Source organism: Nostoc sp. 'Peltigera membranacea cyanobiont' 232, from assembly GCF_002245985.1.
Taxonomy (GTDB): domain Bacteria; phylum Cyanobacteriota; class Cyanobacteriia; order Cyanobacteriales; family Nostocaceae; genus Nostoc.
The window spans coordinates 19551-45483 of record NZ_NOLK01000047.1 but is presented as its reverse complement, the minus strand read 5'-3'; the positions used below and the strand labels follow the sequence as shown (position 1 = coordinate 45483).

Annotated in this window: 22 protein-coding genes; 14 read left to right on the top strand and 8 right to left on the bottom strand. The window is 41.4% G+C overall.

Annotated features, from left to right (window positions below; translation table 11 throughout):
- Positions 1-41: 41 nt before the first annotated feature.
- The 3 genes from CDG79_RS17495 to CDG79_RS17485 form a co-directional block, all read right to left on the bottom strand.
- The gene (locus tag CDG79_RS17495; RefSeq protein ID WP_094343262.1) at positions 42-1808 is read right to left on the bottom strand and encodes a serine/threonine-protein kinase; all 1767 of its coding nucleotides are present in this window, start codon (positions 1806-1808) and stop codon (positions 42-44) included.
- 274 nt (positions 1809-2082) lie between these two features.
- On the bottom strand, positions 2083-2319 hold the full coding sequence (locus CDG79_RS17490) for a hypothetical protein (RefSeq protein ID WP_094343261.1): 237 nt from the start codon (positions 2317-2319) through the stop codon (positions 2083-2085).
- Between the two features lie 71 nt (positions 2320-2390).
- Positions 2391-3944: a YcjF family protein gene (locus tag CDG79_RS17485; protein WP_094343260.1), complete on the bottom strand. Its 1554-nt coding sequence runs from the start codon at positions 3942-3944 to the stop codon at positions 2391-2393.
- Positions 3945-4169: 225 nt separating this feature from the next.
- Here CDG79_RS17485 and CDG79_RS17480 point away from each other — a divergent pair, with 225 nt between their 5' ends.
- From CDG79_RS17480 to CDG79_RS17470, 3 genes are all read left to right on the top strand, one after another.
- Positions 4170-5954: a sensor histidine kinase gene (locus tag CDG79_RS17480; protein WP_094343259.1), complete on the top strand. Its 1785-nt coding sequence runs from the start codon at positions 4170-4172 to the stop codon at positions 5952-5954.
- Between the two features lie 158 nt (positions 5955-6112).
- Complete coding sequence (locus tag CDG79_RS17475) at positions 6113-6637, top strand: DUF937 domain-containing protein (RefSeq protein ID WP_094343258.1); 525 nt, start codon at positions 6113-6115, stop codon at positions 6635-6637.
- Positions 6638-6750: 113 nt separating this feature from the next.
- Positions 6751-7326 (top strand): pyridoxamine 5'-phosphate oxidase family protein, encoded by a 576-nt coding sequence (locus tag CDG79_RS17470; protein WP_094343257.1) that lies wholly within the window; start codon positions 6751-6753, stop codon positions 7324-7326.
- A 49-nt stretch (positions 7327-7375) separates the two neighbouring features.
- Here the strand turns inward: CDG79_RS17470 and CDG79_RS42445 are convergent, their stop codons facing one another.
- The 3 genes from CDG79_RS42445 to CDG79_RS17460 form a co-directional block, all read right to left on the bottom strand.
- Positions 7376-7552, bottom strand: coding sequence for a hypothetical protein (locus CDG79_RS42445; protein ID WP_189525029.1), 177 nt, complete (start codon positions 7550-7552; stop codon positions 7376-7378).
- A 124-nt stretch (positions 7553-7676) separates the two neighbouring features.
- On the bottom strand, positions 7677-8093 hold the full coding sequence (arfB, locus tag CDG79_RS17465) for an alternative ribosome rescue aminoacyl-tRNA hydrolase ArfB (protein WP_094343256.1): 417 nt from the start codon (positions 8091-8093) through the stop codon (positions 7677-7679).
- A 47-nt stretch (positions 8094-8140) separates the two neighbouring features.
- Positions 8141-8395: an RNA-binding S4 domain-containing protein gene (locus CDG79_RS17460; protein WP_094330109.1), complete on the bottom strand. Its 255-nt coding sequence runs from the start codon at positions 8393-8395 to the stop codon at positions 8141-8143.
- A 197-nt stretch (positions 8396-8592) separates the two neighbouring features.
- On the opposite strand from CDG79_RS17460, the gene dpdE reads away from it, so the two are divergent.
- Together dpdE and CDG79_RS17450 are read left to right on the top strand one after the other, a co-directional pair.
- On the top strand, positions 8593-11904 hold the full coding sequence (gene dpdE, locus CDG79_RS17455; protein ID WP_094343255.1) for a protein DpdE: 3312 nt from the start codon (positions 8593-8595) through the stop codon (positions 11902-11904).
- 475 nt (positions 11905-12379) lie between these two features.
- Entirely contained in the window at positions 12380-14551 is a 2172-nt protein-coding gene (locus tag CDG79_RS17450; protein WP_094343254.1) for an O-linked N-acetylglucosamine transferase, SPINDLY family protein, read from the top strand.
- A gap of 26 nt (positions 14552-14577) precedes the next feature.
- Here the strand turns inward: CDG79_RS17450 and CDG79_RS17445 are convergent, their stop codons facing one another.
- Positions 14578-15450, bottom strand: coding sequence for an S-methyl-5'-thioadenosine phosphorylase (locus CDG79_RS17445; protein WP_094343253.1), 873 nt, complete (start codon positions 15448-15450; stop codon positions 14578-14580).
- Between the two features lie 238 nt (positions 15451-15688).
- On the opposite strand from CDG79_RS17445, the gene CDG79_RS17440 reads away from it, so the two are divergent.
- The 7 genes from CDG79_RS17440 (at position 15689) to CDG79_RS17410 (ending at position 22984) form a co-directional block, all read left to right on the top strand.
- The gene (locus tag CDG79_RS17440; RefSeq protein ID WP_094343252.1) at positions 15689-16813 is read left to right on the top strand and encodes a metallophosphoesterase family protein; all 1125 of its coding nucleotides are present in this window, start codon (positions 15689-15691) and stop codon (positions 16811-16813) included.
- A gap of 290 nt (positions 16814-17103) precedes the next feature.
- Complete coding sequence (locus CDG79_RS17435) at positions 17104-19767, top strand: hybrid sensor histidine kinase/response regulator (RefSeq protein WP_094343251.1); 2664 nt, start codon at positions 17104-17106, stop codon at positions 19765-19767.
- An 89-nt stretch (positions 19768-19856) separates the two neighbouring features.
- Complete coding sequence (locus CDG79_RS17430) at positions 19857-20084, top strand: addiction module protein (RefSeq protein ID WP_094343250.1); 228 nt, start codon at positions 19857-19859, stop codon at positions 20082-20084.
- Positions 20084-20407, top strand: coding sequence for a type II toxin-antitoxin system RelE/ParE family toxin (locus CDG79_RS17425; protein WP_094343249.1), 324 nt, complete (start codon positions 20084-20086; stop codon positions 20405-20407). The genes CDG79_RS17430 and CDG79_RS17425 overlap by 1 nt, the downstream gene beginning before the upstream one ends.
- A 93-nt stretch (positions 20408-20500) precedes the next feature.
- The gene (locus CDG79_RS17420) at positions 20501-21814 is read left to right on the top strand and encodes a GTPase family protein (RefSeq protein WP_094343272.1); all 1314 of its coding nucleotides are present in this window, start codon (positions 20501-20503) and stop codon (positions 21812-21814) included.
- A 302-nt stretch (positions 21815-22116) separates the two neighbouring features.
- Complete coding sequence (locus CDG79_RS17415; protein WP_223278190.1) at positions 22117-22635, top strand: Panacea domain-containing protein; 519 nt, start codon at positions 22117-22119, stop codon at positions 22633-22635.
- Positions 22607-22984 (top strand): hypothetical protein, encoded by a 378-nt coding sequence (locus CDG79_RS17410; protein WP_094343247.1) that lies wholly within the window; start codon positions 22607-22609, stop codon positions 22982-22984. Before CDG79_RS17415 ends, CDG79_RS17410 begins: the two co-directional genes overlap by 29 nt.
- A gap of 64 nt (positions 22985-23048) precedes the next feature.
- Here the strand turns inward: CDG79_RS17410 and CDG79_RS17405 are convergent, their stop codons facing one another.
- Positions 23049-24275 carry a DUF4336 domain-containing protein gene (locus CDG79_RS17405; RefSeq protein ID WP_094343246.1) on the bottom strand — a complete coding sequence of 409 codons (1227 nt, stop codon included), beginning with the start codon at positions 24273-24275 and terminating at the stop codon, positions 23049-23051.
- A 156-nt stretch (positions 24276-24431) separates the two neighbouring features.
- Here CDG79_RS17405 and CDG79_RS17400 point away from each other — a divergent pair, with 156 nt between their 5' ends.
- Positions 24432-25049 carry a hypothetical protein gene (locus CDG79_RS17400; protein WP_223278189.1) on the top strand — a complete coding sequence of 206 codons (618 nt, stop codon included), beginning with the start codon at positions 24432-24434 and terminating at the stop codon, positions 25047-25049.
- Positions 24964-25929, top strand: coding sequence for an acetamidase/formamidase family protein (locus CDG79_RS17395; RefSeq protein WP_094343245.1), 966 nt, complete (start codon positions 24964-24966; stop codon positions 25927-25929). The genes CDG79_RS17400 and CDG79_RS17395 overlap by 86 nt, the downstream gene beginning before the upstream one ends.
- Positions 25930-25933: the final 4 nt, after the last annotated feature.

Genomic DNA, 25933 nt, shown 5'->3' with positions numbered 1-25933 from the left:
TGCTGTATATAACAAGTCTATACATCTAACAATTACTATTACTACCGAATATTAACTTCTTGCAGGTAATTTCCTACCTGAAGGTATTCAATTTTATTAGCTGACTTTTTAGAGACAAATGAATTTGTTCTTTTTGCAGAAGCTACCTTTTGATTGTCAGCTAGCAGCCGTTGCTTTTGAGTATACTCATTTAATTTGACTTGAGCTTGAGCATAAACTAGAGTGTCTTGGGGAATGTTTCGGAGAAATTTTACAGCCCGATCGAAATCACCAATGGATGCTTTTTTGTAAGCATTCTGTAAAAAGTAAGCTGCTCTAATCTGGCGCTTTCGATTGTACTCAGCCAATTTTTCTTGAACTAAAGCACCCGCACGACTTTCTTTAGGAATTTGTCGCAGATATTGTAATGCACTAGAAAAATCTTTTATCTGGGCACTTTCGTAAGCTTTTGCTAACAAATCTTGTGTCTGTGCTTCAATATTGATGTATGCTTGCTGAACTAGTTTATCTGTTTTAGATTGCCAATACGAAATATTTGGAATTTGAGAAACAGCATCAAGAACATCTGACCATCGGCTCTCATGAAAAGCTAGTTGAGCCATTTGATATTGTTGGGCAGCAACTTGCCATTGCTCTTGCCATTCTTCAATTGTGGCTTGCGCTTCTGGATAAACATTGCTGTGGGAGGGAATTGATTTAGCAAGTGCGATCGCTTCTTGCAAATCCCCAGCTTGATATTCTTGTGTGGCTTTAGATAAAGTTTCTGTTTCTGAGTATGCAGGAGAAGTATTAATTAAAGAATATACACCAAATCCCATCAACAAAGAATTAGCCGCCAGTCCGATTTTCATTCCTGTGAATAACGGGGATAAATTGCCAGATGTAGGATTATCATCTTCAATCGCCGCTTCTAGGAAAAATTGATTATCTGCTTCTAATGTTTCTGATGGTTGAGTTTCCCATGTCATTTGTTTGAGTACCTGCAACACCTCAGCCGCAGACTGGAAGCGGTTTTGAGAATCGTAGCGGATCATTTGGCTGAGAACAGCAGCTAGATAATCGTTAACTGGCGTGTTTTGAGAACGCCAAAAAATTTCATTAGTATAAGGATCGACTTTTAATTGTAGTGGTTCTAACCCAGTTAAAGCCTGAATAGCAATCATACCTAGAGCATAAATATCGCTGTTGGGCTGGGTTTGACCAATAAATTGCTCTGGTGGTATGTATCCCAATGAGGTGACGGGAATTCTATAAATCGGCAATTCGGCACCGATGCCAAAATCGATAGACTGGATTGAGCCAAAGTCAATCAAAACTAACTTGCGGAGGGCATCGCTATTACGTCTAATCAAGTTTTCCGGTTTGATGTCACAATGGATTACGCCTTGAGAGTGAACAAATTCTAGAATACCTAAGACATCGATCAGGAATTCTACAACTTCTTTTTCACTCCACAGACACCCCCACTGTTGATCGATGGGCAATTCCGCAGTCAGTGCATGTCCTTCAATTAGCTCTTGCACTAAATAAAACTGGTTGTTTTCTTCAAAACAGGCAATAAATTCAGGAATTTGTGGATGGCTTCCCAGAAGCTTGAGGGTTTCAGTTTCAGTTAGAAACATTAACCTCAGCATTTCCAAGTAGCCAGGTTCGCAGCTGTTGACTTTAATTTGCTTAACAACGCATTTGGGATTCTCTGGATAATCTACGTCTACAGCAATGTATGTTTGTCCAAATACCCCTGCACCAAGGGTTTGGACAATTTGGTAACGCCCTTGTAGTAATTTACCGATTATGTGGTTGGTCATGACCTGGTTACTCAGTAAGTTCTTTTATTTAGTTTTTCTGACATTACCTCCTGTTTCCGGAATGCTTTAGAAATAAATAAACGGAGTTTTGATACCTTAAATACAAGTTTAATTTTTTAAGTATTTTTGCGTAAATAAATATAATTTTTTATTACAATTTGTATTGTTATTAAAAAATTGACCTAGATACACCTAACTGCTGAGAATTAATATCCATTTAGCAAATATCAAAGCTAATTTCAGGAAAAATTAGCTAAAATTACTAAATTAGACATTAAACATCCTCACGCGGGAAGTTTGTCCAAATTTGTTGTCGCATTTGTGCAATATCTGATTCAGAAACATTACTACCTCGCCACAATCCTCGTAAAGACTTTCGCTGTTTCGGCTGAATATTTGTTAATTCGCGTTCAATTTGGGGTGCAATTTGCTCGATTAGGCGAATTTTGTCTATCAATGAAAGCTGTTTTATTAACACTAATGCTTCTTCAAGAGTTACTGTTTTATTCATTGTTATTTTCTCTGTTCAAAAGTGGATAATAACTATATTATATAAAAAAATAAGCATTACTTTTTGAATTTTTAACCATTAATTTCTTCATCGTGTTCAACTACTTCAGATTTATCTTGTAAGGGCTTGACAACTCGCGCGATCGCTTCTTGAATAAAAGCTTTAATAAATTCATCTCTGCGATTAATCTGAAACTGTTTCTGCACAACTTCCGTCATTCCACCATCACCCCAGTCTTGGTCATGACGAAAATATTCAATAAAACTTTTACCAGCAATTCGCGTTAAATAAGCTGCTGTCACGCCTTGAATTGCTCTACCAATCAGAAAGGTAGCAACATTAAGTTGCAACGCTGTAGATAATAACTGAATCGCTCCTTTAACAATGCCCAAACTGGCAATAGTTTTCGCTAAAGAAAGGGCTAACTCTCGTCCCCGTTCCATATTCAATTCACAGCCGTAGACTCTGCCAATTTCCACAACCATTTGAGCGTTGACTGCGGCTGTCGCTAATAAATCCACAACTGGTATGGGCGTGACTGATACCACACCAGCACCAATCCACTGAAACCGTTCTACGATTTTGTCAGCTTGACGGCGACGCTGACTATCGATGAGTTTTCGCGCCTCGTCTCCCAATCGCAGAGATTGCAAAAGAATGTTATCTGCTACTAAATCTTCACCTTCGGCGCGTAAAACAGCAGCTGTCCGCCGCAGCAAAGGAACAATATCGGGTTCTGGCTGGTAAGTTTCGCCAGTTTCTAGTTGTGCAGATTGGGGATTAGCTGCGATCGCCACCACATCACTAGTAGCAATAAATCCCCGTACCCGTTGACGCAACCTAGCAAGGATGGCTTCTTTATCTTCATCTGTATATAAATCGGTTTTGTTAAGCACCAAAAGCGATCGCTTGCCAATTTCTGCTAACCCCCGCAACGGCTCATATTCTGAGCGTCGTAAGTCATTATCCACCACAAATAACAGTAAATCTGCTTCTGTCGCCAGTTCTCGCGCCATTTGTTCGCGTTCCGTTCCCGCCACCCCCGCTTCTAAAATCCCTGGCGTATCTGTAATTAAAATCTTCCGTTCTAATCCCTTCAACCGCAGACAATAGGTTTCCCCAACCTGGGTTGTACCCATCGGTGCATCCACTTGACCCACCATGCGTCCCATAATTGCATTCACTAGGGAAGTTTTGCCAGCACTTCCCGTACCAAATACTACTACTTGAATTTCACCCCGTGCTAAGTTCGCTTCAATTTCCCGCGATCGACTTAATAAAGCTTGGCGTGTGACTTCATCTTGAATTTGCGCTACCTGTTGGCGCACAGCTTGGAGAGTTGTAGAAGCAGCGTCAGATTTAGCAGCAGGAATTTGCGCTGCAGTGACTCGCTTGGGGTTGCGGCGCGATCGCTTTTCCCCAGATTGAATTACCAATACATAATAGACAAAAGCGGCAACCAAGGCTCCGATAAGGACAATCAGCAGCAACAGCAGCAAATTGCCAAGCAACGGCGAATAGGACAATTGCCAATAGAGGCGCGATAGGGAATCAATTAGCCAGAGGGCTAGCCCCAAAATGACGATTAGACCAACAATTAGCGTTACTATGCGCGACAGAGGCATGGTTGGGAAAGATTAGTGGGTATTTAGTAGGCAGATGCTTCCGATCTTAATAGTTTCAGGATTTTTTGAGATCAAATTCAGATTGTTATATCTCAGTAGACAGATACTTCTTATCTTCATAGTTTCAGTATTTTTGACCAGGGTAGAAAAAAGCCCCTTTTGATAAACTAAGAGCGCATTTTGGATTAAATGTGTTCTTATTTGCGTCTGGATTTCTTGTTTTTGATGAAAAACCGCCTAGTAAAAAATTCAACAGCGAGTAATACAGTGACTGCAACACCTCAATTAAAATACTTTAACTGGGTTCAACAAAGATTCCATCGCCTGAGTATTCGGCAAAAAATTTTTTATGGATACGGTTTGGCTTTGGGAGTTGCAGTTTTAGGGACAACAGCAGGGTTGGTAATAGGCGATCGCTACTTTCAACAAGCCAGACAACAGATGAGCTTGGTAGATGAAGAAGGAAGCTTGTTAAGTAGTTTGCAGGGCGAACTGTTGAAAATACAGATCCATCAGCAAGAGATAGTGCCTTTTTTACAACAGCCGCAAGCGTTGCAAAGGGGAATTTCTGATTTCAAAACCGATCTGGCGGAAACCGAAACATTGGTTTCTCAGGCACAAGAATTTAGTCAAACCAATTCCCAAGCGGATTTACAAACTCTGCTCGCAAAGCATAACAGTACTACAGCCGGATATTTTGAACAACTCAGGGCGCTGATTCGGCAAATTTTGCCATTAAGTTCACAGCCAGAGGGAGCTATAAAAGCACAGCAATTAATCTTGAAATTCAGTCAAAGTCAGGATGCTCTAAAGTTTTATCAATTTGCCCATGAGTTAACCCACTTTGCCCAAACCCTTCAAGAACGCCAACAGGAAGCTGATATAGCCCAAAAACAAGCGGGGCTTATCCAAGCTCAGATTATTATTGGTAGTATGGTATTGTCAGTAGCGATCGCTGCTATCCTGGCTTTCTACACCAGTACAATCATTGCCTATCCGATTAAAGCGGTGACAGATATCGCCCAAAGAGTTAGCCAAGAAGCCAATTTTGACTTGCAAGCACCCGTAATTACCCAAGATGAAGTTGGGGCTTTAACTAGTTCCCTTAACCAACTAATTCAACAGGTAAAGCGCCTTTTAGAAGAACAACAAGCTGAGACCCAAGTCCGACTAATTCAAAGTGAAAAAATGTCTAGTTTAGGACGGATGTTAGCTGGTGTGGCTCACGAAATTAATAATCCTGTAAATTTCATTTCTGGCAATCTCGTACACGCAAAAACCTATACTGACGATTTATTAGCATTATTACAAACATACAAAGCCGAATTTCCTCACCCTTCCACTGCCGTGCAAACTCTAGCAGAAGAAATTGATTTGGAGTTTCTCGAAGTAGATTTGCCAAAACTCTTCAATTCAATGAAAGTTGGCGCTGAACGCACGCGAGAGATTGTCCGAAGTTTAAAAGATTTCTCTCGTTTAGACGATGGCGAAGCGCAGTTAGTAGAGCTACACCCTTGTCTGGATAGTACATTATTAATTCTGAACAATCGCCTGAAAAATGGGATTAACCTTGTTCGCAACTATGGAGAGATTCCAGCGATTCCAGGCTATACAGGTTTACTTTATCAAGTATTTATGAATCTGATCGGCAATGCCCTTGATGCTGTGGAGGAAAAATCGGCTAATAATCCGGAATTTATCCCTAAAATCACTATTATTACAGAACGTTGCCCGAATGATTTGGTGATAGTGCGAATTGCCGACAACGGCCCTGGTATTCCACCAGAAAATCAGAAAAAGATATTTGAAACATTTTTTACAACCAAACCGCGAGGTATTGGTACTGGTTTGGGGCTAGCGATCGCATATCAGATTGTGGTAGAAAAACACAAAGGCAAGATTAGCTGTCAGTCTGAGTTAAATCAAGGTACAGAATTTGCGTTGGCTTTGCCCACCGCAGGTATCGCTTTACCCACCGCAGGTATCACTTTACCGATTTCTCATCCTTAAGCTAGTAGGTTTCCAAAGTTAATTTTTTCACAATAACCAACAGCAAGTATCAGCTTGCGTGTTTAAATTTTTTAGTGGACTGACGAAAGTTTGCCTACACACGAACACTTCAAGCCAGTTTTGGCAAGCTTTTTGAGAACAAAGGGAGAAATAAATTTATGGGACTTTTCGATCAAATTCTTGGGGCCGTTACTAATCCCAATCAACAGGGCAGTTTAGGGCAACTGGGAGGAATTATTAACACTGTACAACAGTTGAGCCAACAGACTGGCGCAGACCCTTCTACCATTCAATCAGTCTTGTCAATTGTCGGAGGTCAAGTGCGTTCTGCTTTACAAGACAAGCAAGCTACAGACGGAAATGAAGCCGCACAAAGTTTAGTGAATCAATATGCTGGGACTTCAGCTAATCCCCAAGCAGTTGATTCGCTGTTTTCTCCTGAAATACAACAGCAAGTAGCTGAGGTTGCTGCCCAGCGCACTGGATTGGATGCTGGTATAATTCAACAATTGCTACCTTTAGCAGTACCTTTAGTCCTGAATTTCTTACAATCAGGCGCAAATGCTCAAAATCCCCAAGCTGGCGGCAATCCTGTACTAAATTCCTTTTTGGATGCTGACGGCGATGGTGATGTTGACATCGCTGATGCCATCGAAATGGCAAGTCGGTATATGAGACAGTAATATTTTTCCCAACTCCCCACTTCTTTAGACATGAGCAATTGTCCCTTGCTAGATATTTAGCTAAGACATAGGCTGAGAAGATGGGGAATTTCCAAATATAAATCAGACAGTGTATGTCTAAAGTTTTTGACTGTATTACTGACGAACAGCAAGAGTTTATTGCAGCCCAACATCTTTTCTTTGTTGGCTCTGCACCCTTGAGTCCTACGGGTCATGTTAACCTATCTCCTAAAGGTTTAGGCTGCTTTCGCGTCCTCTCTCCTAGCCGAGTAGGTTACTTAGACCTTACAGGCAGTGGTAATGAAACCTCAGCCCATTTACAAGAAAATGGGCGGATAACCTTCATGTTTTGCGCCTTTGAAGAACCCGCACGTATCCTGCGTCTTTACGGTCAAGGAAACACGATTTTACCGAGTTCTCCAGATTGGGACTCTCTATATTCTTTGTTTGTACCGATGCCTGGAACTCGTCAAATTATCGTCGCTGACATTGAAAAAATACAGATATCCTGTGGTTTTGGCGTACCACTCTATGAATATCGAGGTGAGCGCCAGACTTTAGTCAACTGGGCTAGCAAAAAAGGCGAAGAGGGAGTTAGAGAATATCAACAGAAGAAAAATCTTGTCAGTATTGACGGTTTAGCGACACCCCTGAGTAAATTACCCTCTAAATTGCCTCAAAACCCGTGATTAATTTTTAAATAGTTGTAAAATCCTATCTTCATTTGGAATTGTGCTTTTATGACCCTTTTGGGTTGGTGTCACCACCAATTATTACTTGGAACAAGTTCCCTAGTAAAGATAAAAATGCTGAAACTAACACTACCAGCATTAAACTAGCAAGGGCTGCAAAGGGAGAGATGATGAATAAGAGTAACAGCGCAAACATCAAAATCGTTAGTAATGTCTTATTCATCTTTTTCACCTTTGATAGTTGCTATTCTTAAGTTTACCAACTAAGCCATAAACTTGACTATATTGGCAAGATACCCGTCTCACAAGAAATATTAGGATATTTTATTACTTGGAAGTTCCATAAATCAATAATCTGTCACTTCCCCTCTGTTAGACTTCACCTGTTTGCGCTTAGTTTTGTAGTCAAGGCGCTTTCTTTGAGAACTGCGAGTTGGTTTCGTAGGTTTGCGCTTTATGGTTACTACAACTGCGCTTTGAATCAGTTCTTGAAGTCGTCTCAAAGCTGACTCCCGATTGTTTTCTTGGCTTCGGTGTTCTTGCGCTTTAATTACAACAACTCCATCCTGAGTGATGCGTCGATCGTTCAGCTTTAAAAGCTGTTCTTTATAATAATCCGGTAATGATGAAGCGACAATATCGAAGCGCAAGTGAATCGCAGTTGAAACCTTATTGACATTTTGGCCTCCTGCTCCTTGCGAACGAATCGCACTAATTTCAATCTCACTCTGTGGGATGATAACTTTATTGGAAATTTGCAGCATTACTCAGAAGGCAAAAGAGAAACTTTTCAATTTGGGATAAAAATCCTTTACTCAGTTTGTTCAGGAAAATCTATCACTAAGTGTTGGTCTTCATTGTTATCCAAATTCACCTCTAAAGTTTTTCCTTCTATTGTCACTTTATCACCCGGTACTAGTCGCCGCCCTCGTCGGGTTTCCAGCATTCCGTTTACTTGAACATCGCCACCTTGAATCATTAGCTTGGCTTGTCCTCCAGTTGGCACTATGCCCATCAACTTTAAATATTGATTTAACTTAATTGTGTTGTCTCGGATTTTCTTCATAGTCAATAAAGGTACACGATCTTAATTCTATCGGCGTTAGCGAATATTCGTTCGCTTTTAGCGTCTCGTAGACATCGCCATAACAAAAACTGTAATGCCAGTTTATTATCTATAATGTTGATCGACAAAATTTCCAGATATTTAGGTGAACAAACTAGTCTGGAAAGTTCTTTTAGTGTGTTCAGGGGACTGGATCTATGATTAAGCTCGGTTTATTAGTACAGTCCCAGAATAACTCTTTGGGTATCGGAAAAGTTACGGAAATCTCTGATGCCAATGCAAATGTTGAGTATTTCTGCTCAATAGGGCAACGTCTTCAAAAAACTTTACCTTTAAGTTCGCTCTCTGAGGTCAGGCTTGAACCCCAGGCTCGATGCTATATTAAGTCTCAGACTCAGGATAAATGGATAGTTGGCAGAGTTTTCATCTGGGATGAAGATACAGAAATGTATCAAATTGATTTACCAGATAAGAAAACTGCGATCGCTACTGAAGAAGACATTTACGTTCGTTGTAATCTCCCAAACACAGACCCCATCGAAACTTTAGCGATGAAGGGTCACGAAACGCCTTACTTCCATGACAAAAGATTAGCTTTCGTCAAATCCTTGATTAAGCAACGCGCTGTCAGTCGCGGGATGACAGGATTGATTTCGGCAAATATTAATCTTTATCCTCACCAAGTTGAAGTTGTGCGGCGGGTACTGGAAGACCCAATTCAACGCTACTTGCTAGCAGATGAGGTGGGACTCGGAAAAACCATCGAAGCGGGTGCGATTCTGCGTCAATTCCTTCTAGATGAGCCGAAAAAAGGGGCGGTGGTATTAGTTCCGCAATATTTGCTCAAACAATGGCGGACTGAGTTAGAAAACAAGTTTTACATTTCCCATTTTCCGAAACGGGTAGCGGTGCTGGCGGTTGAAGATATCCATAAAATCAACCTGAAAGCGAGGATAGGCTGCTTAATTTTAGATGAAGCTCATCACATCGCAGCAATGGCAACCTCCAAGGATGCAACAGTGCGCCAGCGTTTTCAGACTTGCAAAGAACTTGCTCATAAGAGCGATCGCTTACTTTTATTATCTGCCACTCCTGTCCTGAATCACGAGCAAGATTTTCTCGCCATGTTGCACTTGCTCGACCCAACAACCTATAAAATTGGTGATTTAGCAGGTTTCCGCGCCAAAGTTGAAAGCCGTCAGGAAATTGGTAGACTTCTGCTTTCTTTTAAAGAAGGGGCGGAACCTGCTGTACTCAAAAGCAACTTGCAGCAACTACGAACCCTCTTAGCTGAGGATGAGTATTTACAGAAGTTAGCGGATGATTTAGAAAATTGTTTAAAAGCCAATTCTACCGAGCAAGATCAAATCGTTCAAGCGATTCGCACCCACGTCAGCGATATCTATCGACTACACCGCCGAATGCTTCGCAACCGTCGCGCGGCGGTGGAAGATGTGATATTTGACCGCAATTTTACACCCAAAGAAGAGTACGATCTAGACGAGCGATCGCCTGATATCCACGAACTGCTCAATCAATGGCGTAGTGTTGCTCCTAGTGAAAAGCCATATCAGCGAATTTTTCTGCTGTTATTCCTAGCTGCTGGGACTTGGTTAGGCATATTAGAGCAGGTAATTACCGCCCGTTTAACTGGTAAGCCTCATGCTAAACTCATCCAGGAGTTTAAAGAAGATGATATTCGCCTATTAACTACAACCCCCAAATTCTCAGGGGAAGAAGAGATTCTGCAATCCTTCCTCAAAATTATTCGTCAACCCCAAGAAGACGGAGGACGGACAGAAAATTTGAAAACAGTAGTGCTGAATCAGCTAGGTACATACTTTAAAATTCCCGCAAACGTTCGGAAGAATCAAAAAGAATTCATCACAAGGATACAGCAGAGAATCAAGAGACCAATTTCTGGCGATATTCTGCCCAAATTTATTGTATTCACCAGCTTTGTGCAAACTTGTGGCGAAATAGTCCGGTATTTGTCTGATACCTTTGGTGCAGAGACAATAGCCAAACATCAATTTGGAGAATCACCAGACAAAGTTGAGGAAGGGTTAAGTAAATTCAGGAATAACCCAAACTGCTTTATTTTAGTATGCGATCGCTCTGGAGAAGAAGGACTTAACCTCCAATTTGCCGATTGGTTAATTCATTTTGACCTTCCTTGGTCGCCGAATCAATTAGAGCAAAGACTTGGTAGACTTGACCGCATTGGTAGCAAAATTGGAGTCCAATCTTGTGTTTTGATTGGCCCCTATTTGGAAGATAGCCCCCACAATGCTTGGTATCAAGTATTAAAAGATGGCTTTGGTATTTTCCAACAATCAATTGCCAGTTTGCAGTTTTATGTGGATGATAAACTTGCAGAATTAGAAACAGCTTTGTTTCAATCAAGTGCTGCTGGATTGTTAGAGATGATTTCGCCAATTCAAGAGCAAATTGAAACTGAAATCGCCAAAATTAGCGAACAAAATGCTCTAGATGAAATTGATGCTAACGACGAAATTGCCACCGAGTATTTTCAAGAGCTAGATAATTACGATGCTTGTCATCTAGAAATGAAACGAGCAATTGAAGGCTGGATTTGTGAGGCGCTGGGATTCAGAGGACTCAATAACCCCGACTCATCAGAGATGCGACGTTATCAACCGTCAACGCGGACATTGGTTCCCATAAATGAGTTAAAAAACCGCTTTGCTGATAGTTACCTAGACCAATTTGGTACTTATAATCGCAGAGTGGCAAACCAGAATGCTGGTATTAAACTATTTCGAGTTGGGGAAGGATTTGTCGAAGCACTTTTGAACTATATAAACTGGGATGACCGAGGTGAAGCCTTTGCAATGTGGCGCACTGATTCATCTTGGGATGCCAAAGAAGGGAAGGAGTGGTTTGGTTTCCAATGCAATTATGTAGTCGAGGTAAATTTAAGACTTGCCAAACAAGTTTTACTAGATAACAAACTAGATAGTTCTCAATTCAAACACTTGCAGCGCCGTGTTGATGCTCTATTTCCGCCAATTATAGAAACTATCTATGTTGATGGTCGCAAGGAGCCAATCCGCGTTGTTGAGGATAAAGCCCTCTTAAGTATTCTACAACGTCCATATAAAGATAAAAACAATAATCAAGGACGAGATTACAATCTGGCAAAAGAGCGCTTAGGAATTATTGACGATTTTGTTGACCCTAGTAAATGGCAAAATTTCTGCTATCAAGTGCGGAATACTTCTTCAGAATTACTCTCAAATCGTCCCGATTTTATTGACTTATGTCAAAGTTGTGCTAAAGTCGCCGAGAAGAAATTAGCCAATCGAGTCGAACAATTACGCCTGCGTTTGAACCAACAAAGCTGGGATAATGCGTTAGCTGAAGAATTGAAGATAGAAACTGCTTTAAATGCAGCCATCCTCGAAGGGATTCGTCAGCCCCAGATTAGACTGGATTCTGTCGGCTTTATTGTTGTATCGGGGCGATCGCTTATGCAATTTGAGTGATATCATTTATGTGTAGTTAAATAGCCTTAGTAAGTATAAGTAGATGGGCGTGAATAAATATAATATGTTCCGTCATTGCGAAGCGTTGCGAAGCAATCGCAAAGTCTCTGGGATTGCTTCGTAACGCTTCGCAATGACATTTTATATTTAAATATGCCTACCTACTTACTAACCCCACCTCTTAAATAGGTGGGGTTTTTTAAGATTTGTAAATATCATCAGAGAATCGTTTCTTCAATAATTTGCACTGCTATTGCAACACCATTTTCTGAGCGGATTTTTTCTCCAAGTATAGTAGCGCGATCGCGTATACTTCGATCGTGATTGGAACCCCGGCTTCTTCAAGAAGTTGGGATTCTTCTTGTTCGTAAGTCCTGCACGAGTTTCTATATTTTCGTTACTGATGACATTACTGTAAAAACATATATAGTAGTGCCTATATGCAAGCCAACTTGCCATTAGTAATTACAACACTATGTTAATTAATGAATTAAGAGATATTAATTTTATTATTTTTCCTGACTGGTCTAATTTGGAAACTGCGATGCCTTCTCTACGAGACGCTACGCGAACGGCGAGCTTTCCTGCGAAACGCTGCGCGAACGCTAACGCAGAAGATTTGATAAATATTCTCAGAACTCTTTTCACACACCCAGCAAGACAAGATATAACACTGCTAATTGACACCAAAAGTTTATCGGATGAACTACAAGATAATGCTAACTCATTACTTTTTGAGACTGTTATGAAACTTAGTTTGGAAGAAGTTATCTGTGAAGACCTCAATGTAGGGCTTACAGGTCAGTTAACCACACAAGAATGGTCTGTGATTAAATCATTAATTAACTTTCGCATCCCAATTCAAAACGAAGATTGCTATATTATCCAGCAAGCAGAAATTGCACAAATTCCGATATGTGATTTGTCAGAAATTTGCCAGCAAACTGTTTATGAAGCTGCTCAGTTAGAATCTTGGCAAAGATGGGGTGACTATTTCGCAGACAGGGAATCACCTGAAAAAGCTATCCCATATTACAGCAAGTATTTATCCAGTTGTCCACACCAGACTGACTATTATCTAAAGCTAAGTAATGTTTTCTATAAAATTGGTCAGATGCAAGGAGCTATCGAAACATTACACAACGGTATTAGCTATTGCCCTCAAGCAGAAGAACTCTATTTCTGGCTGATTATTCGCCTAAAGCAAAGCCATAAGTATGTGGAAGCTCGTAACTTCGCTCAACAGGTTACAGATAAGTTTCCTGAAAACTATATATTTAAGATATTGAGCCATCTTATGCTGCCAGAAATTTATCAAACTCCTGACGAGATTGATACTTACCGTGCATGGTTTCAGGATGGGCTAGAAAAACTCATTCAACAAATAATAATGAATAGCCCTGATGAAGAGAAAAAAGCTTTAACAGGAATCAGGAATCATACAAACTTTTTTCTTGCATATCAGGCAAAGAATGATGTGCTACTACAGCAGCAATATGGACAGCTAGTTCACCAAATTATGGCGGCAAATTATCCGCAATGGATTCAGGCGCGTCAGATTTCTTCTATTAACAACAATCAGCGAATTAAAATTGGCTATCTTTCCTATTTTTTGTGTGGATGGAGCGGAACGGCTTTATTTTTAAACTGGCTGAAATATGCAGATAATCAAAATTTTGAAATTTATTCATATCATATAGGGCATCAAGTTGATGCTGCTACTAAATTATTTAATTCCTATAGTACAAAGTTCTATCATTTGCCGAATAATTTAGAACAAGTTTGTCAACAAGTTATTGATGACAACCTTGATGTGTTAATTTTTCCAGAATTAGGAATGGATGCTACAACATTATGTATTGCAGGACTTCGTTTAGCACCGATTCAATGTATGGCTTGGGGACAACCTGTAACTTCTGGATTGCCCACCATTGACTATTTCTTATCTAGCGAACTGATGGAACCCGTAAATGGGCAAGATCACTACACCGAAAGCCTTGTCCGTTTGCCTGGTGTGGGGATTTCCTATCCTGCGATCAAAGTTGACTCAATCCGTCGCAACCGATTATTTTTTGGATTACAAGAAGATGCTATTGTCTACATCTCTAGTCAAGCTGGCTATAAATATCTACCACAACACGATTACATTTATGCAGAAATTGCCCGTCAAGTTCCTAATGCTCAGTTTATGTTCCTTCGCTCTGGGATTTCTCAAGAACGTCTGAAACGGGTATTTGCGGCTGTAGGTTTAGATAGTCTGGACTATTGTGTATTCTCGCCTGTTTTACCCCGTGAGGATTACTTTGACTTGCTTTCGTTGACAGACATTTATTTAGATACCTTTGATTGGGCGGGTGGGAATACAACACTGGATGCGATCGCCTGTCATTTACCGATTGTCACTTGTCCTGGTGAGTTTATGCGAGGGCGGCACTCTTATGGTTTCTTGCAAGCTATGGGGGTAACTGAGACAATTGCTGATGATGCCTCGCAATATATCAAGATTGCAGTGCGATTAGCGGTAGATATTGATTGGCGATCCTCAGTTCGTGAAGCTCTAAAACTGTCAATCAACGTTCTGTTTGACAATCCCACTGCTACCCAAAACTTAGAAGCATTCATCAAGCAGGCGATCGCTTTATCTTAAGTTAAAGCGATCGCTCCTATCCAATACTATAAATACTTCTGCAACAATAAGCCTAACTTTTCCTTTGTAGTTACTGGTGCTTTATCCAACTGAGTTAAAATCGCATATTGCAATGCTGAATGCGCCTCACTTGCTGGCGGATTTTCACTCAATCGCCGCACAGTTTCTTGAATCACTTTTTGGGCATTGGCAGCATTCCGCAGCAAATTACCAATTACCAATTCCACCGTTACACTATCATGATCTGGATGCCAACAATCATAATCTGTCACCAGCGCTAAGGTTGCATAAGCAATTTCAGCTTCCCTCGCCAGCTTCGCCTCTGGTAAATTCGTCATCCCAATGATGGTTGCACCCCAACTGCGGTAAAGATTTGATTCCGCCTTGGTAGAAAAAGCTGGCCCTTCCATGCACACATAAGTACCACCGCGATGGAGAGTAACTTCTGGTAAATTGAGAGATGCGATCGCATCTGCCAATACTACAGCCAAGTTCTTACAAATCGGATCGCCAAAGGCAATGTGAGCCACAATTCCCTCACCAAAAAACGTGGAAATCCGATTTTTTGTTCTGTCAATAAACTGATCTGGCACTACCATATCCAGTGGTTTCGCCTCTTCCTTCAAGGAACCGACAGCACTAGCTGAAATTAAATACTGTACTCCCAATTGCTTCATCGCATAGATGTTAGCGCGAAACGGTAATTCAGAGGGTAACAGCGTGTGATTGCGGCCATGACGCGCTAAAAATGCTACTCGTGTACTATCCAATGTCCCCAGAATCAAAGCGTCTGATGGCGAACCAAAAGGGGTTTGGATATGTATCTCTTCTACGTCTTTGAGTGCGTCCATTTTATACAGACCACTGCCACCAATAATCCCAATACTAGCTTGAGCCATGATTCTGAACCTGTTCCTTACCGATCTGCTAAGTCATTTTACCGAAAAGGGGAGTAGCAGAGAAGCCAGGTTCTAACTTGGGCATTGGTATTAAGTTAATCGCCATCATAATGTTTAATCAATACTTAATGTATATAAATGTTAAGTAAATGCACTCCTGAGCAAGGAAAGAAAGTTAGGGTTATACTTTTGAGAAAAGGCTTATTTTAATCCTTGTTTTTAACGTTTTCATAAATCAATGACTCTCAATTTTCGTTTTGCGGTAGTCAGTGACTTACACCTGGCACTTCCCCACACAATCTGGGATCATCCTAGTAGGTTTCATCTGGTAGAAGTTAGTATCTCGGCGTTTAAAAGTGTACTCGAACATTTAACACAACTCGATTTAGATTTCTTATTGTTGCCAGGAGATTTAACTCAGCACGGCGAACCAGAAAACCACGCCTGGTTACAACAATGTTTAGCCCAGCTACCTTTTCCCGTCTACGTTGTTCCTGGGAATCATGACGTTCCCGTGCTGTTGGCCGATCGCCAATCAATCGCTTTTGCGGATTTTCCCTACTATTACACCAAGTTTGGCTATGAAGATCCGCAGCAGATGTACTACATTCGTCAATTGCTACCTGGAGTTAAGCTGATTGGACTGAATTCTAACTCCTTTAATGAGCAGGGTGAGCAGGTGGGGTGTTTGGATACCAAACAGCTACGGTGGTTAGAAGAAGTGCTGGCGGCATCTGTTGATGACTTAGTTTTGGTGATGGTGCATCATAATGTGGTGGAGCATTTGCCCGATCAATCAAACCACCCACTGGCAAATCGCTATATGTTGGCGAATTCCACAGAATTGTTGCAGTTACTAAGGCGCTACGGAGTCAAGCTAGTATTTACCGGGCATTTGCACGTTCAGGATATTGCTTACTCAGATGGAGTATATGATATTACCACTGGGTCGTTAGTTAGCTATCCTCACCCTTATCGAGTGCTAGAGTTTCATCGGGATAACCAAGGTAAAGAATCATTGCAAATTGTATCTCATCGGGTAGAGTCAGTGCCTGAGTTCCCCAATTTGCAAGAGTCATCGCGGCAATGGGTGGGCGATCGCTCTTTCCCCTTCCTAATCAAGCTACTAACTCACTCTCCATTAAACTTACCACTATCACAGGCAAAAGAATTAGCTCCTGGTTTGCGAGACTTCTGGTCAACAATTGCCGATGGCGATGCGGTATTAGACTATCCCCAGTTTCCATTAGAAGTGCGTCGCTACATTGAGACTTATAATGCATCGGCACAGCCTAATTCAGGTATGGCTACTGGTGGAACTATGAGGCTAATTGATAACAACAGCACACTTTTGCTGCATTAGGAGTGATGGGTGTCTGTGTGAAGGTAACTTTTTTGCCTGGGCTAAAAGTTTGGTAGTCTATTCTCCAGTGTTTCTTTTTAGATAGCGATCGCTCCTGCCATAATTCTCCGATAAAAAGTCACCTTGGCAGGGCTAAAGATCGCTCTTAAATCCCAAAGGATATCTTTTGGCTAAGACTCCTATGTGCCTTTTGATGGATTGCATTTTGGAGCTTAAAAATCCATAGTAATATAACTAGGGGATGCCTACTCTTCAAGTCTATGTTATTTAGTTATAGGCAGTGTATGCAGATGCCAAATGTTGATAAAATTAACTCTAAATTTACTGATGAATTAGCGGTTTTGCGGCAGCGTATAGCTGAGTTAGAGCAATCAGAAATATTTTATCAGCAAAGGCAAGTATCACTTGAGGAACAATTAACAAAAACAAGAACTAAACTAGCAATAGCTGCACAAAATCCCCAAAATAAAGTGGTAGATGATGACATTGAATGCCATCTCGAACCGGAAAAATCCACAGGCTTGAATGTGCCAGAAAACGTGGCGGGGACTTTACAGCACCTCCAACAAGAAATTGCAGAGCGGCAGCAACTGGAAATAATTTTCAAAGAGAGTGAAGAACGGCTAAGGTTAGCTTTAGAAGTTTCTCAGATGGGCTTGTGGGATTGGAACATTATTACCAATCAAGTCATCTGGTCAGAAAATTATGAGATGCTTTTTGGTTTAATTCCAAGTAGCTTTGATGGCCCTTATGAGACGTTTCAAAAGTGCGTTTATCCTGAAGATAAGCAATCTGTAATGCAAGGGATCGGCCACGCATTGGCACAAAAAACTGACTACAATGATGAATTTCGGATAGTTCGGTCAGACCAAAGCGTACATTGGATTTCTGCTAAGGGAAAATTTCTCTATAACGATGGCGGGCAAGCGGTGCGGATGATCGGTGTTTGTATGGAAACTACTGTGTGCAAGCAGGCAGAAGAAAGTACTCGTGAACTAACGACACAAGTTCAAGAACAAGCAAATATTTTAAATGCCATCCTCACCGCCTCTGTCGATCATATTTACATCTTTAATCGCAGAGGTTGCTATGAATATGTCAGTCGTGATGCAGCTATTATATTAGGTTTTCAACCCCAGGATATTATTGGAAAAACTTTGCAAGAACTGGATTTACCTACAGACCTAGTAGAACAGGTAGATAATCAACGACAAGCTGTGATGAGAACTGGGCAGCCAATCAAGGATGAGTGTAAATATGTAACTACTGATGGGGTGCATTATTATGAATACATTCTTACCGCATTACGGAATTTCGACCAAAGTATTGAAGGCGTAATTATTGTTTCTCGTGATATTACCGAACACAAACGCGCAGAAAAATTGTTACGCGAAAGTGAAGCGCGATTTCGGCGTTTGTTTGAGTCTAACCTAATCGGGGTCGCTTTTTGGAATGTGGATGGCTTTGTGATTGATGCCAATGATGCTTTTCTTCAGCTAGCTGGCTACACTCGTGAAGAGTTGGCTACTTTAGGTAGAATTAATTGGCAAGAACTCACTCCTCTTGAGTATCAGCATTTAGACGATCGCGCCCTCTTGGAGGTGCAAACTACTGGAGTTTCCAAAATTTACGAGAAAGAGTTCATCCACCGCAACGGTAAGCGAGTACCAATTGTTTTGGGGATAGCCTTGCTGAATGATTCCCAAGACAACGGTGTTGCTTTTGTCCTAGATATTACCGATCGCAAATTGGCCCAAAAAGAATGCGATCGCCTCCTCGACTGCGAAAGAACAGCACGCCAACAAGCAGAGATCGCCAACACAATTAAAGATGAATTTTTAGCGGTTCTCTCCCATGAACTGCGAACTCCGCTAAACTCCGTTCTGGGATGGTCGAAAATGTTGCGGACTCGCAAGTTTGACGAACACACCACCAATCGCGCCTTGGAAACCATTGAACGCAACGCCAAGTTACAAACCCAGCTAATTGAAGATTTGTTGGATGTGTCTCGCATCCTCCAAGGGAAATTAAACTTGAATATATGTCCAGTGAGCTTGGTAATGGTAGTTGAAGCAGCACTAGAAACGGTACGATTAGCAGCAGAAGCCAATTCAATTCAACTTAAGACCATCTTCGATCCCAGTTTAGGGCAAGTTATGGGCGATCCCAATCGCCTCCAGCAAGTCCTGTGGAACCTGCTTTCCAATGCGGTAAAATTTACACCACCAGGAGGACGGGTAGAAATTCGACTCATGGAAGTTGGTAATCAGATTCAAATTCAAGTTAGCGATACAGGTAAGGGAATTAACCCAGACTTTTTGCCTTATGTCTTTGATTACTTTCGCCAAGCTGATGGCACAACTACACGCACATTTGGCGGACTAGGTTTAGGATTAGCGATCGTGCGGAAGGTGGTAGAAATGCATGGAGGAAAAGTTCAAGCCGAAAGTCTTGGAGAAGGATTAGGTGCAACCTTCAGTGTTGAATTACCGCTTTTGGTGAGAAGCGAACAGGTTCGGCAGCAAGAGAATGAGTATTTAGATTGTGAACCGGAATCTTCACTCCTTTCAAACACTCAAGCTTTAGTGGTGGATGATGAACCAGATATCCGCGACTTAGTGAGCTTCATTTTGCAAGACTACGGTGTAGAAGTAACCGCCGTATCGTCAGCACAGGAGGCATTACAAGCACTGTCTGAGTCGATACCAGACGTTTTAATTAGTGATATTGGAATGCCCAAGACAGACGGTTATATGCTGATGCGGGAAGTGCGATCGCGATCGCCCCAACAAGGTGGACGCGTACCTGCGATCGCTCTCACAGCTTATGCAGGGGAAATGAATCAGCAGCAAGCACTAGCAGCCGGATTTCAAATGCATATCTCCAAACCAGTAGATCCAGATGTATTGGTGAAAGCGATCGTCAATTTGATTGAACCAAAACGATCTAGGTAAACATCCGAGGGACTTTCCATAATCTCAGTATTGTGCCACCTCTACTGCTTTCCTGCTAGACTCTTGATAGTCCTATGCTTTCAGGAATTATGTCATCTGTTGAGCAAATCATGAAAGAAGCCTTAGCTTTGCCCAGTGCATCAAGAGCATTGTTGGCAGAGAAACTGGTTGAAAGTCTTGAATTTGATGTAGATGAAACACAACAAAAGCTATGGATAGAGGAAGCCAAGAAGCGTAGAGATGAAGTCCGAAACGGTACAGTTATACCCATTCCTGGAGAGGAAGCCTTAGCTAGGGTGAGACAACTTTTGGATTAATGAAGTACGTTTTTCACCCAACAGCATTAAGTGAATACGGCGAAGCGGTCAATTTTTACGCAGAGCGTCGAGTTGAATTAGCACAAGCATTTATTAATGCGATTGAGGATACAATTTTCCGAATCATTCAATCACCAAATCGCTGGGCTATTGTTGAGGAAAACATTCGTCGATGTTTAACACGCAAATTTCCCTATGGAATTTTATACACCATTGAGGAAGATTACATTTTGATTTTGGCGGTGATGCACTGTAGCCGCGAACCAGGATATTGGAAAGAGCGTGTTCAAGAAAAGCCATCGGGTGAAGAAACTGAACTTTAGGATGAGTAAATTAACCCAAACTAAACCAAGTTTGACAGTACGATAAATATAGACAGGATGTAGTTTGTAATTCTATCTACCGTTTTCATGAAAATGACTGAGCAAGATGATTCTCAGCAATTGAGTGAACCGACCGACAAAACGATTACTAAGTCAGTCGATAATTCCTGGACAAACCGTCTTGGTGGTGTCTGGAACAAAGCAACAACACGTCTAACCCAACTGCTACCCGTAGAACAAGTGGCACAGACAGTTGTTGAATGGTTTAGTGTGAGCGAAACTCAAGTTGCAGAGATTTTAGAGAAAATCCGAGCCGAATTGCCAACCACAGAAGCACTGCTGATTGGTAAACCTCAAGCTGGAAAAAGTTCCATTGTGCGGGGATTGACAGGAGTTTCTACTGAGATTATTGGTCAAGGATTTCGTCCCCACACACAACACACCCAGCGCTATGCCTATCCTTCCAATGAACTGCCGTTACTAGTTTTTACTGATACAGTGGGATTGGGTGATGTTAACCAAGATACTCAATTAATCATTCAGGAGTTAGTTGGCGATTTACAAAAGGAAACTCGTTCCGCCAGAATCCTCCTTTTAACGGTCAAAATCAATGATTTTGCAACTGACACACTCCGACAAATTGCTCAACAGTTGCGCCAGAAGTATCCAAATATTCCCTGTCTGCTAGTAGTTACCTGTTTGCATGAGGTTTATCCTCTCGATAGTATCGATCATCCTGCCTATCCACCAGATTATGAAGAAGTCAACCGCGCCTTCGCCGCAATGCAACAAGCCTTTGCAGGGATAACTGACCGCTCGGTACTCATTGACTTTACCCTAGAAGAAGATGGCTATAATCCGGTATTTTATGGCTTAGAGGCACTGCGAGATTCTTTAGCAGAACTACTCCCACAAGCAGAAGCCGAGGCAATTTATCAATTATTGGATCGAGAAGAAGCTGGCAAGCAACTTGGTAATCTTTACCGAGATGCTGCACGCCGTTATATTTTGCCCTTTGCGATTATGTCTGCCACCCTGGCGGCTGTACCTTTGCCATTTGCTACAATGCCAGTACTCACTGCCTTACAAGTATCAATGGTGGGTCTGTTAGGTAAATTATATGGACAGACAATTACACCATCACAGGCGGGAGGTGTTGTGAGTGCGATCGCAGGTGGTTTTGTAGCACAAGCCATTGCACGGGAGTTAATTAAATTTATACCAGGTTTTGGAAGTGCGATCGCAGCCTCTTGGGCCGCCGCCTACACCTGGGCGCTAGGGGAAGCAGCCTGCGTTTACTTTGGTGATTTAATGGGAGGTAAGAAACCCGATCCCCAAAGAATTCAGTTGGTGATGCAAGAAGCGTTTCAGGCGGCGCAAGAACGTTTTAAGGGAATCAAACGTTAAAAAAATATCAGATGTTGGGTTAGCTGCTTCAAACTCAACTTACAGCAATAAGCGAGCGCACTGAGTTTAATCTAAGCTATAGTCTTGTTTGTAGGATATTTACAAAAATGATTTATCATAAATATTTAGTAAACATGTACTATAGATTTACACGCTCCGATTACAATAGTATGTGTGAGTTACTCTTGAAACTTGTTAAAGTCGGAAGTCTGTTTTAATTTGCGGGTCTGAGTATGATCGATTGTCTCAATGCAGCTCGCTATTTTATCGCGAGAGCTTATGAGGACAGTATAGAAGCAGAAATGACCAATATGAAGGTTCAAAAGCTTCTGTATTACTCACAAAGCTTACATTTAGCCCTGTACGATGAGCCATTGTTTGAAGAAGAAATCCAAGCATGGCGATATGGCCCTGTGTGTCCTCCGGCTTACAGGTTTTACAGTGAATTTGAAGCTAAACAATTACCTATCCCTACTCAAGAATTCTTGTTACAGATTCCTAACGAGAAGAAACAACTTCTAGAAGAAATTTGGGAATATTTCGGTAGCTACCATGCCTATCTACTTAGTGATATGACCCATTTTGAGTTTCCTTGGAAGAAAGCTCGCAAAGGGCTGCTACCTGAAGCTAGATCAACTGAGCCGATTCTTCTTGAGGATTTGAAAGCATTAGGCTATCAGAAGCTAGACCTGATAGAGCGTGACAACCCTGTGTATAAACATGTAATGTCCGAAACTTTGCAGGACGCTTTGACTTCGGAATCTTCAACTAGTATTCGCAAAGGAGAAGTGCGTGACTGGCTCAACTCCCTTCTCGATTGAAGAATGCGAGAATTTCATACGTTCTTTCAAAAAACTTGCAAAAGCTCATAGGGCAGATTTTGTTGCACTTGTGGCAGAAGTCTTGGAAGATTTGATTGAAGACCAGTATCCTATCAATTCTCGTAACGAACCCTTACCTGCAAAGATTAAATTACCTCAAGGGTGGTCATTTCATAAGCTAGAGTTAAAGATTTCCAAAGGAGCTTCTGGACAAATCAGATTAATGTATTTAGTTAATACAATTGACTGCGTAATTAAACTTGTATGGATTTATAGTCACGAACAGTTTGCAAAACGTCCTACCGACACAGATATAAAAAGCGTTATCAAAGACATCTTAGAGTCTTAGCCACTGCTGGATGTCCTTGTACTTTCACTTATGCTTCAAATGTAATTACATTATGCTGTCTGTCCTACACTTTCTCCTTTGCTGCTGGCACAATGCCAAACTTATTTAAACCTGTATCGATTTCTTTAAGTAGTTTAAAATCTTCTTCTGGTAAGAGATATCTACTCAACAAACCCCCATTAACAGCAGGCTGTTTTTCCAAAAAAGAGAAAGCTTGGCGAAACTGATGCGGTTCGGCTTTAATTGGTGAATCAAAGTGACAGGAAATAATCCACTGGAAATTCCAGCTTGCAACTTTCTCAGCCCATTCAATGGTTTCTTGGGGTGCGCGGTTGAGAATTAACGTCTGCAAAATTGGGGCGACAAACAACCGCCCATCACCTCGAAGAGCATCAAACGATCGCAGCCAATCGGGATGCCATGTAAAGGGGTACAATCCAAAGTAAGCTTTCCTTGAGCGTTCTGGGGCTTTCAAGGCATCTTGCAACACCTGACTCCATTGGGGTGTATGTAGTGCGCTTGGTTGAAAGTACAAAGCAAACAAACAGATGCGTTGCCAACCTTTACGGCGATTTATCTCAATGTCTGCAACAATATCAGAAGCCCGATCCCTGGCATGGAATAATAGGGGATATGGATCTAATAAAACGATCGCAGGTGGATCTTCTGGGATCGAAAGTATTGAATCTGTTACTAAAAGAGTATGCGATCGCTTGTGGAAAAAAGCAACCTCCGCAAATCGACCAGGGCCAAGCTCGATGGGGCCCAGCATTGCATAATCAAACTCGTCAGCAAAGGGCGTTTTGCTACTATCTTCAGGGAGTACCTGAGTCCGTTTTGAGGGTAAACCAAGCCAGCTAAGGGGCAGATTTAGCGGGAAACTCCATTGATGGGGAGCCACAAACACCTGTGCAGTCGGAAAGTATCTGGCGAAGGGGCCAACGAAGACTTTGTGTTCTATACCGGAGATAGTCGGCAGGATAATATACTTAACATTACCATGTTCCACCACCAACTCATTCACAAGTCGGATGCACTCTGGAGTTGGTGCAACAGGCGCATAGATAAGAAGACCCCCGGTTTCGAGTTTAACTACAGTCATGCGAATCGGCACAACTACGTAGAAAATGCCTTGAATCTGGTCAAAATTCCAGATTGTGTCCTTAACCACTTCTTTGCGGATTGTCTGCCGCCTACCATAAGGGTACAGTGGCAAAACAGGCCATAATCTCCATGAAAAATCTTTTGGATGTATCTGTTGTGCATTGACTATGCATTCATCATCAGCCACTCTGCAACCCCCTCTCACTTCCCAACACTGAAATTATTTTTATTTGCTATCCCTGAAGTTGGAGTTTAGCAAATTGTTGAGATAATCATATCAATTCCTAATTCATAATTTGTAATTCGTAATATCTCCGGCATAGTTCTTTCACAATAAAAAATCATGAATAAATATAGAATTTTAAAACCTGAGCAAAGTTACACTTTTAGTCAATACTTTTTGTTACCTAATCCCACAATAGATGTAGTAGCTGAGTTTGACTACAGCTACGATCGCACAGAGCTAAAATTACCAAGATATTTTGCTGAAATTAGCTATTTAGAATTTTTACAAAATTACTTACAGCGCAATATAAAGCTTTTTAACCCGACGGCTGAGATATCAGTCAGAGAATTTATGATTGCTCCTATCCTAGCTGAAATCTGCGATCAAACAAAAGCTCAACTATATAGTGAGTATCCAATTAATGTAGATGAAAAGCTCAAAGGTACTTTAGATTATTACTTACATAAATCTAACTCTTTATTAGTGATTGAAGCAAAACAATCAGATATCAGAAGAGGGTTTACACAACTAGCGGTAGAATTAATAGCTCTGGCTCAATCTCTAGATAAACAATCATCAATTTTATTTGGCGCAGTGACTAATGGAGATGACTGGAAATTTGGTACACTCAATAGACAACAAAACAGCGATGAGTCACTATATTTTAAAAGCTACAAAGCAAACTGTGCATCTGGGTGGTTTCTCCCATCTACTAGAACCAGCACTGATTATTGACTCTGGCGATACCGTTGATGTGGAAACTTATACTGGTTACTACGTTTACGACAAAGCACCACCTGAGTTTCTCACACCAGAATTTCTCGACATCTGCCAAAATCTTCTACCAGAACGCAAGATTGCTGGGGGGCCGCATTTACTCACAGGGCCAATTTATGTGCGCGATGCCGAACCAGGGGATGTTTTAGAAGTACAATTAGATGCGATCGCACCTAGTTTACCTGTCGGCTTCAATGCCATTCGTACAGGTTGGGGAGCTTTACCACAGCAGTTTCCTCAACCTGCGTTGAGATTCATTCCTCTAGATTTAGCAAATAATATCGCGGAATTTCCGGCGGGTGCTGGCATCAAAATTCCCCTCAAACCGTTTTTTGGGATTCTTGGTGTCGCTACTCCAGAAACCTCTCGAACTTCTATCCCACCAGGTTCTTACGGCGGTAATATCGACAACCGGGAATTACTTGCTGGTTCTCGTTTATTTTTGCCGATTTTTGTAAAAGGTGCATTATTTTCTATTGGTGATGGGCATTCTGCACAAGGAGATGGCGAGGTAAATGTCACCGCCATTGAAACTTCTATGAATGGTAGAATTACCCTCAAACTTCGCAAGGATTTACAACTGACAACACCAATTGCCGAAACTCCAACTCATATTATTACAATGGGCTTTGCTCAAACCTTAGATGAAGCCTTAGAACTAGCTTTAAAAAACACGATCGATTTTCTAGAACACTTCGCAAATTTGTCGCCAGAAGATGCTTATGTATTGTGTAGTTTAGCTGTGAATTTTCACATCACTCAAGTTGTGAACAGTCCTAACAAAGGTGTTCATGGAATGCTATCTAAGTCAATGTTTTCTCAGAAAATTAATTTATAATCTA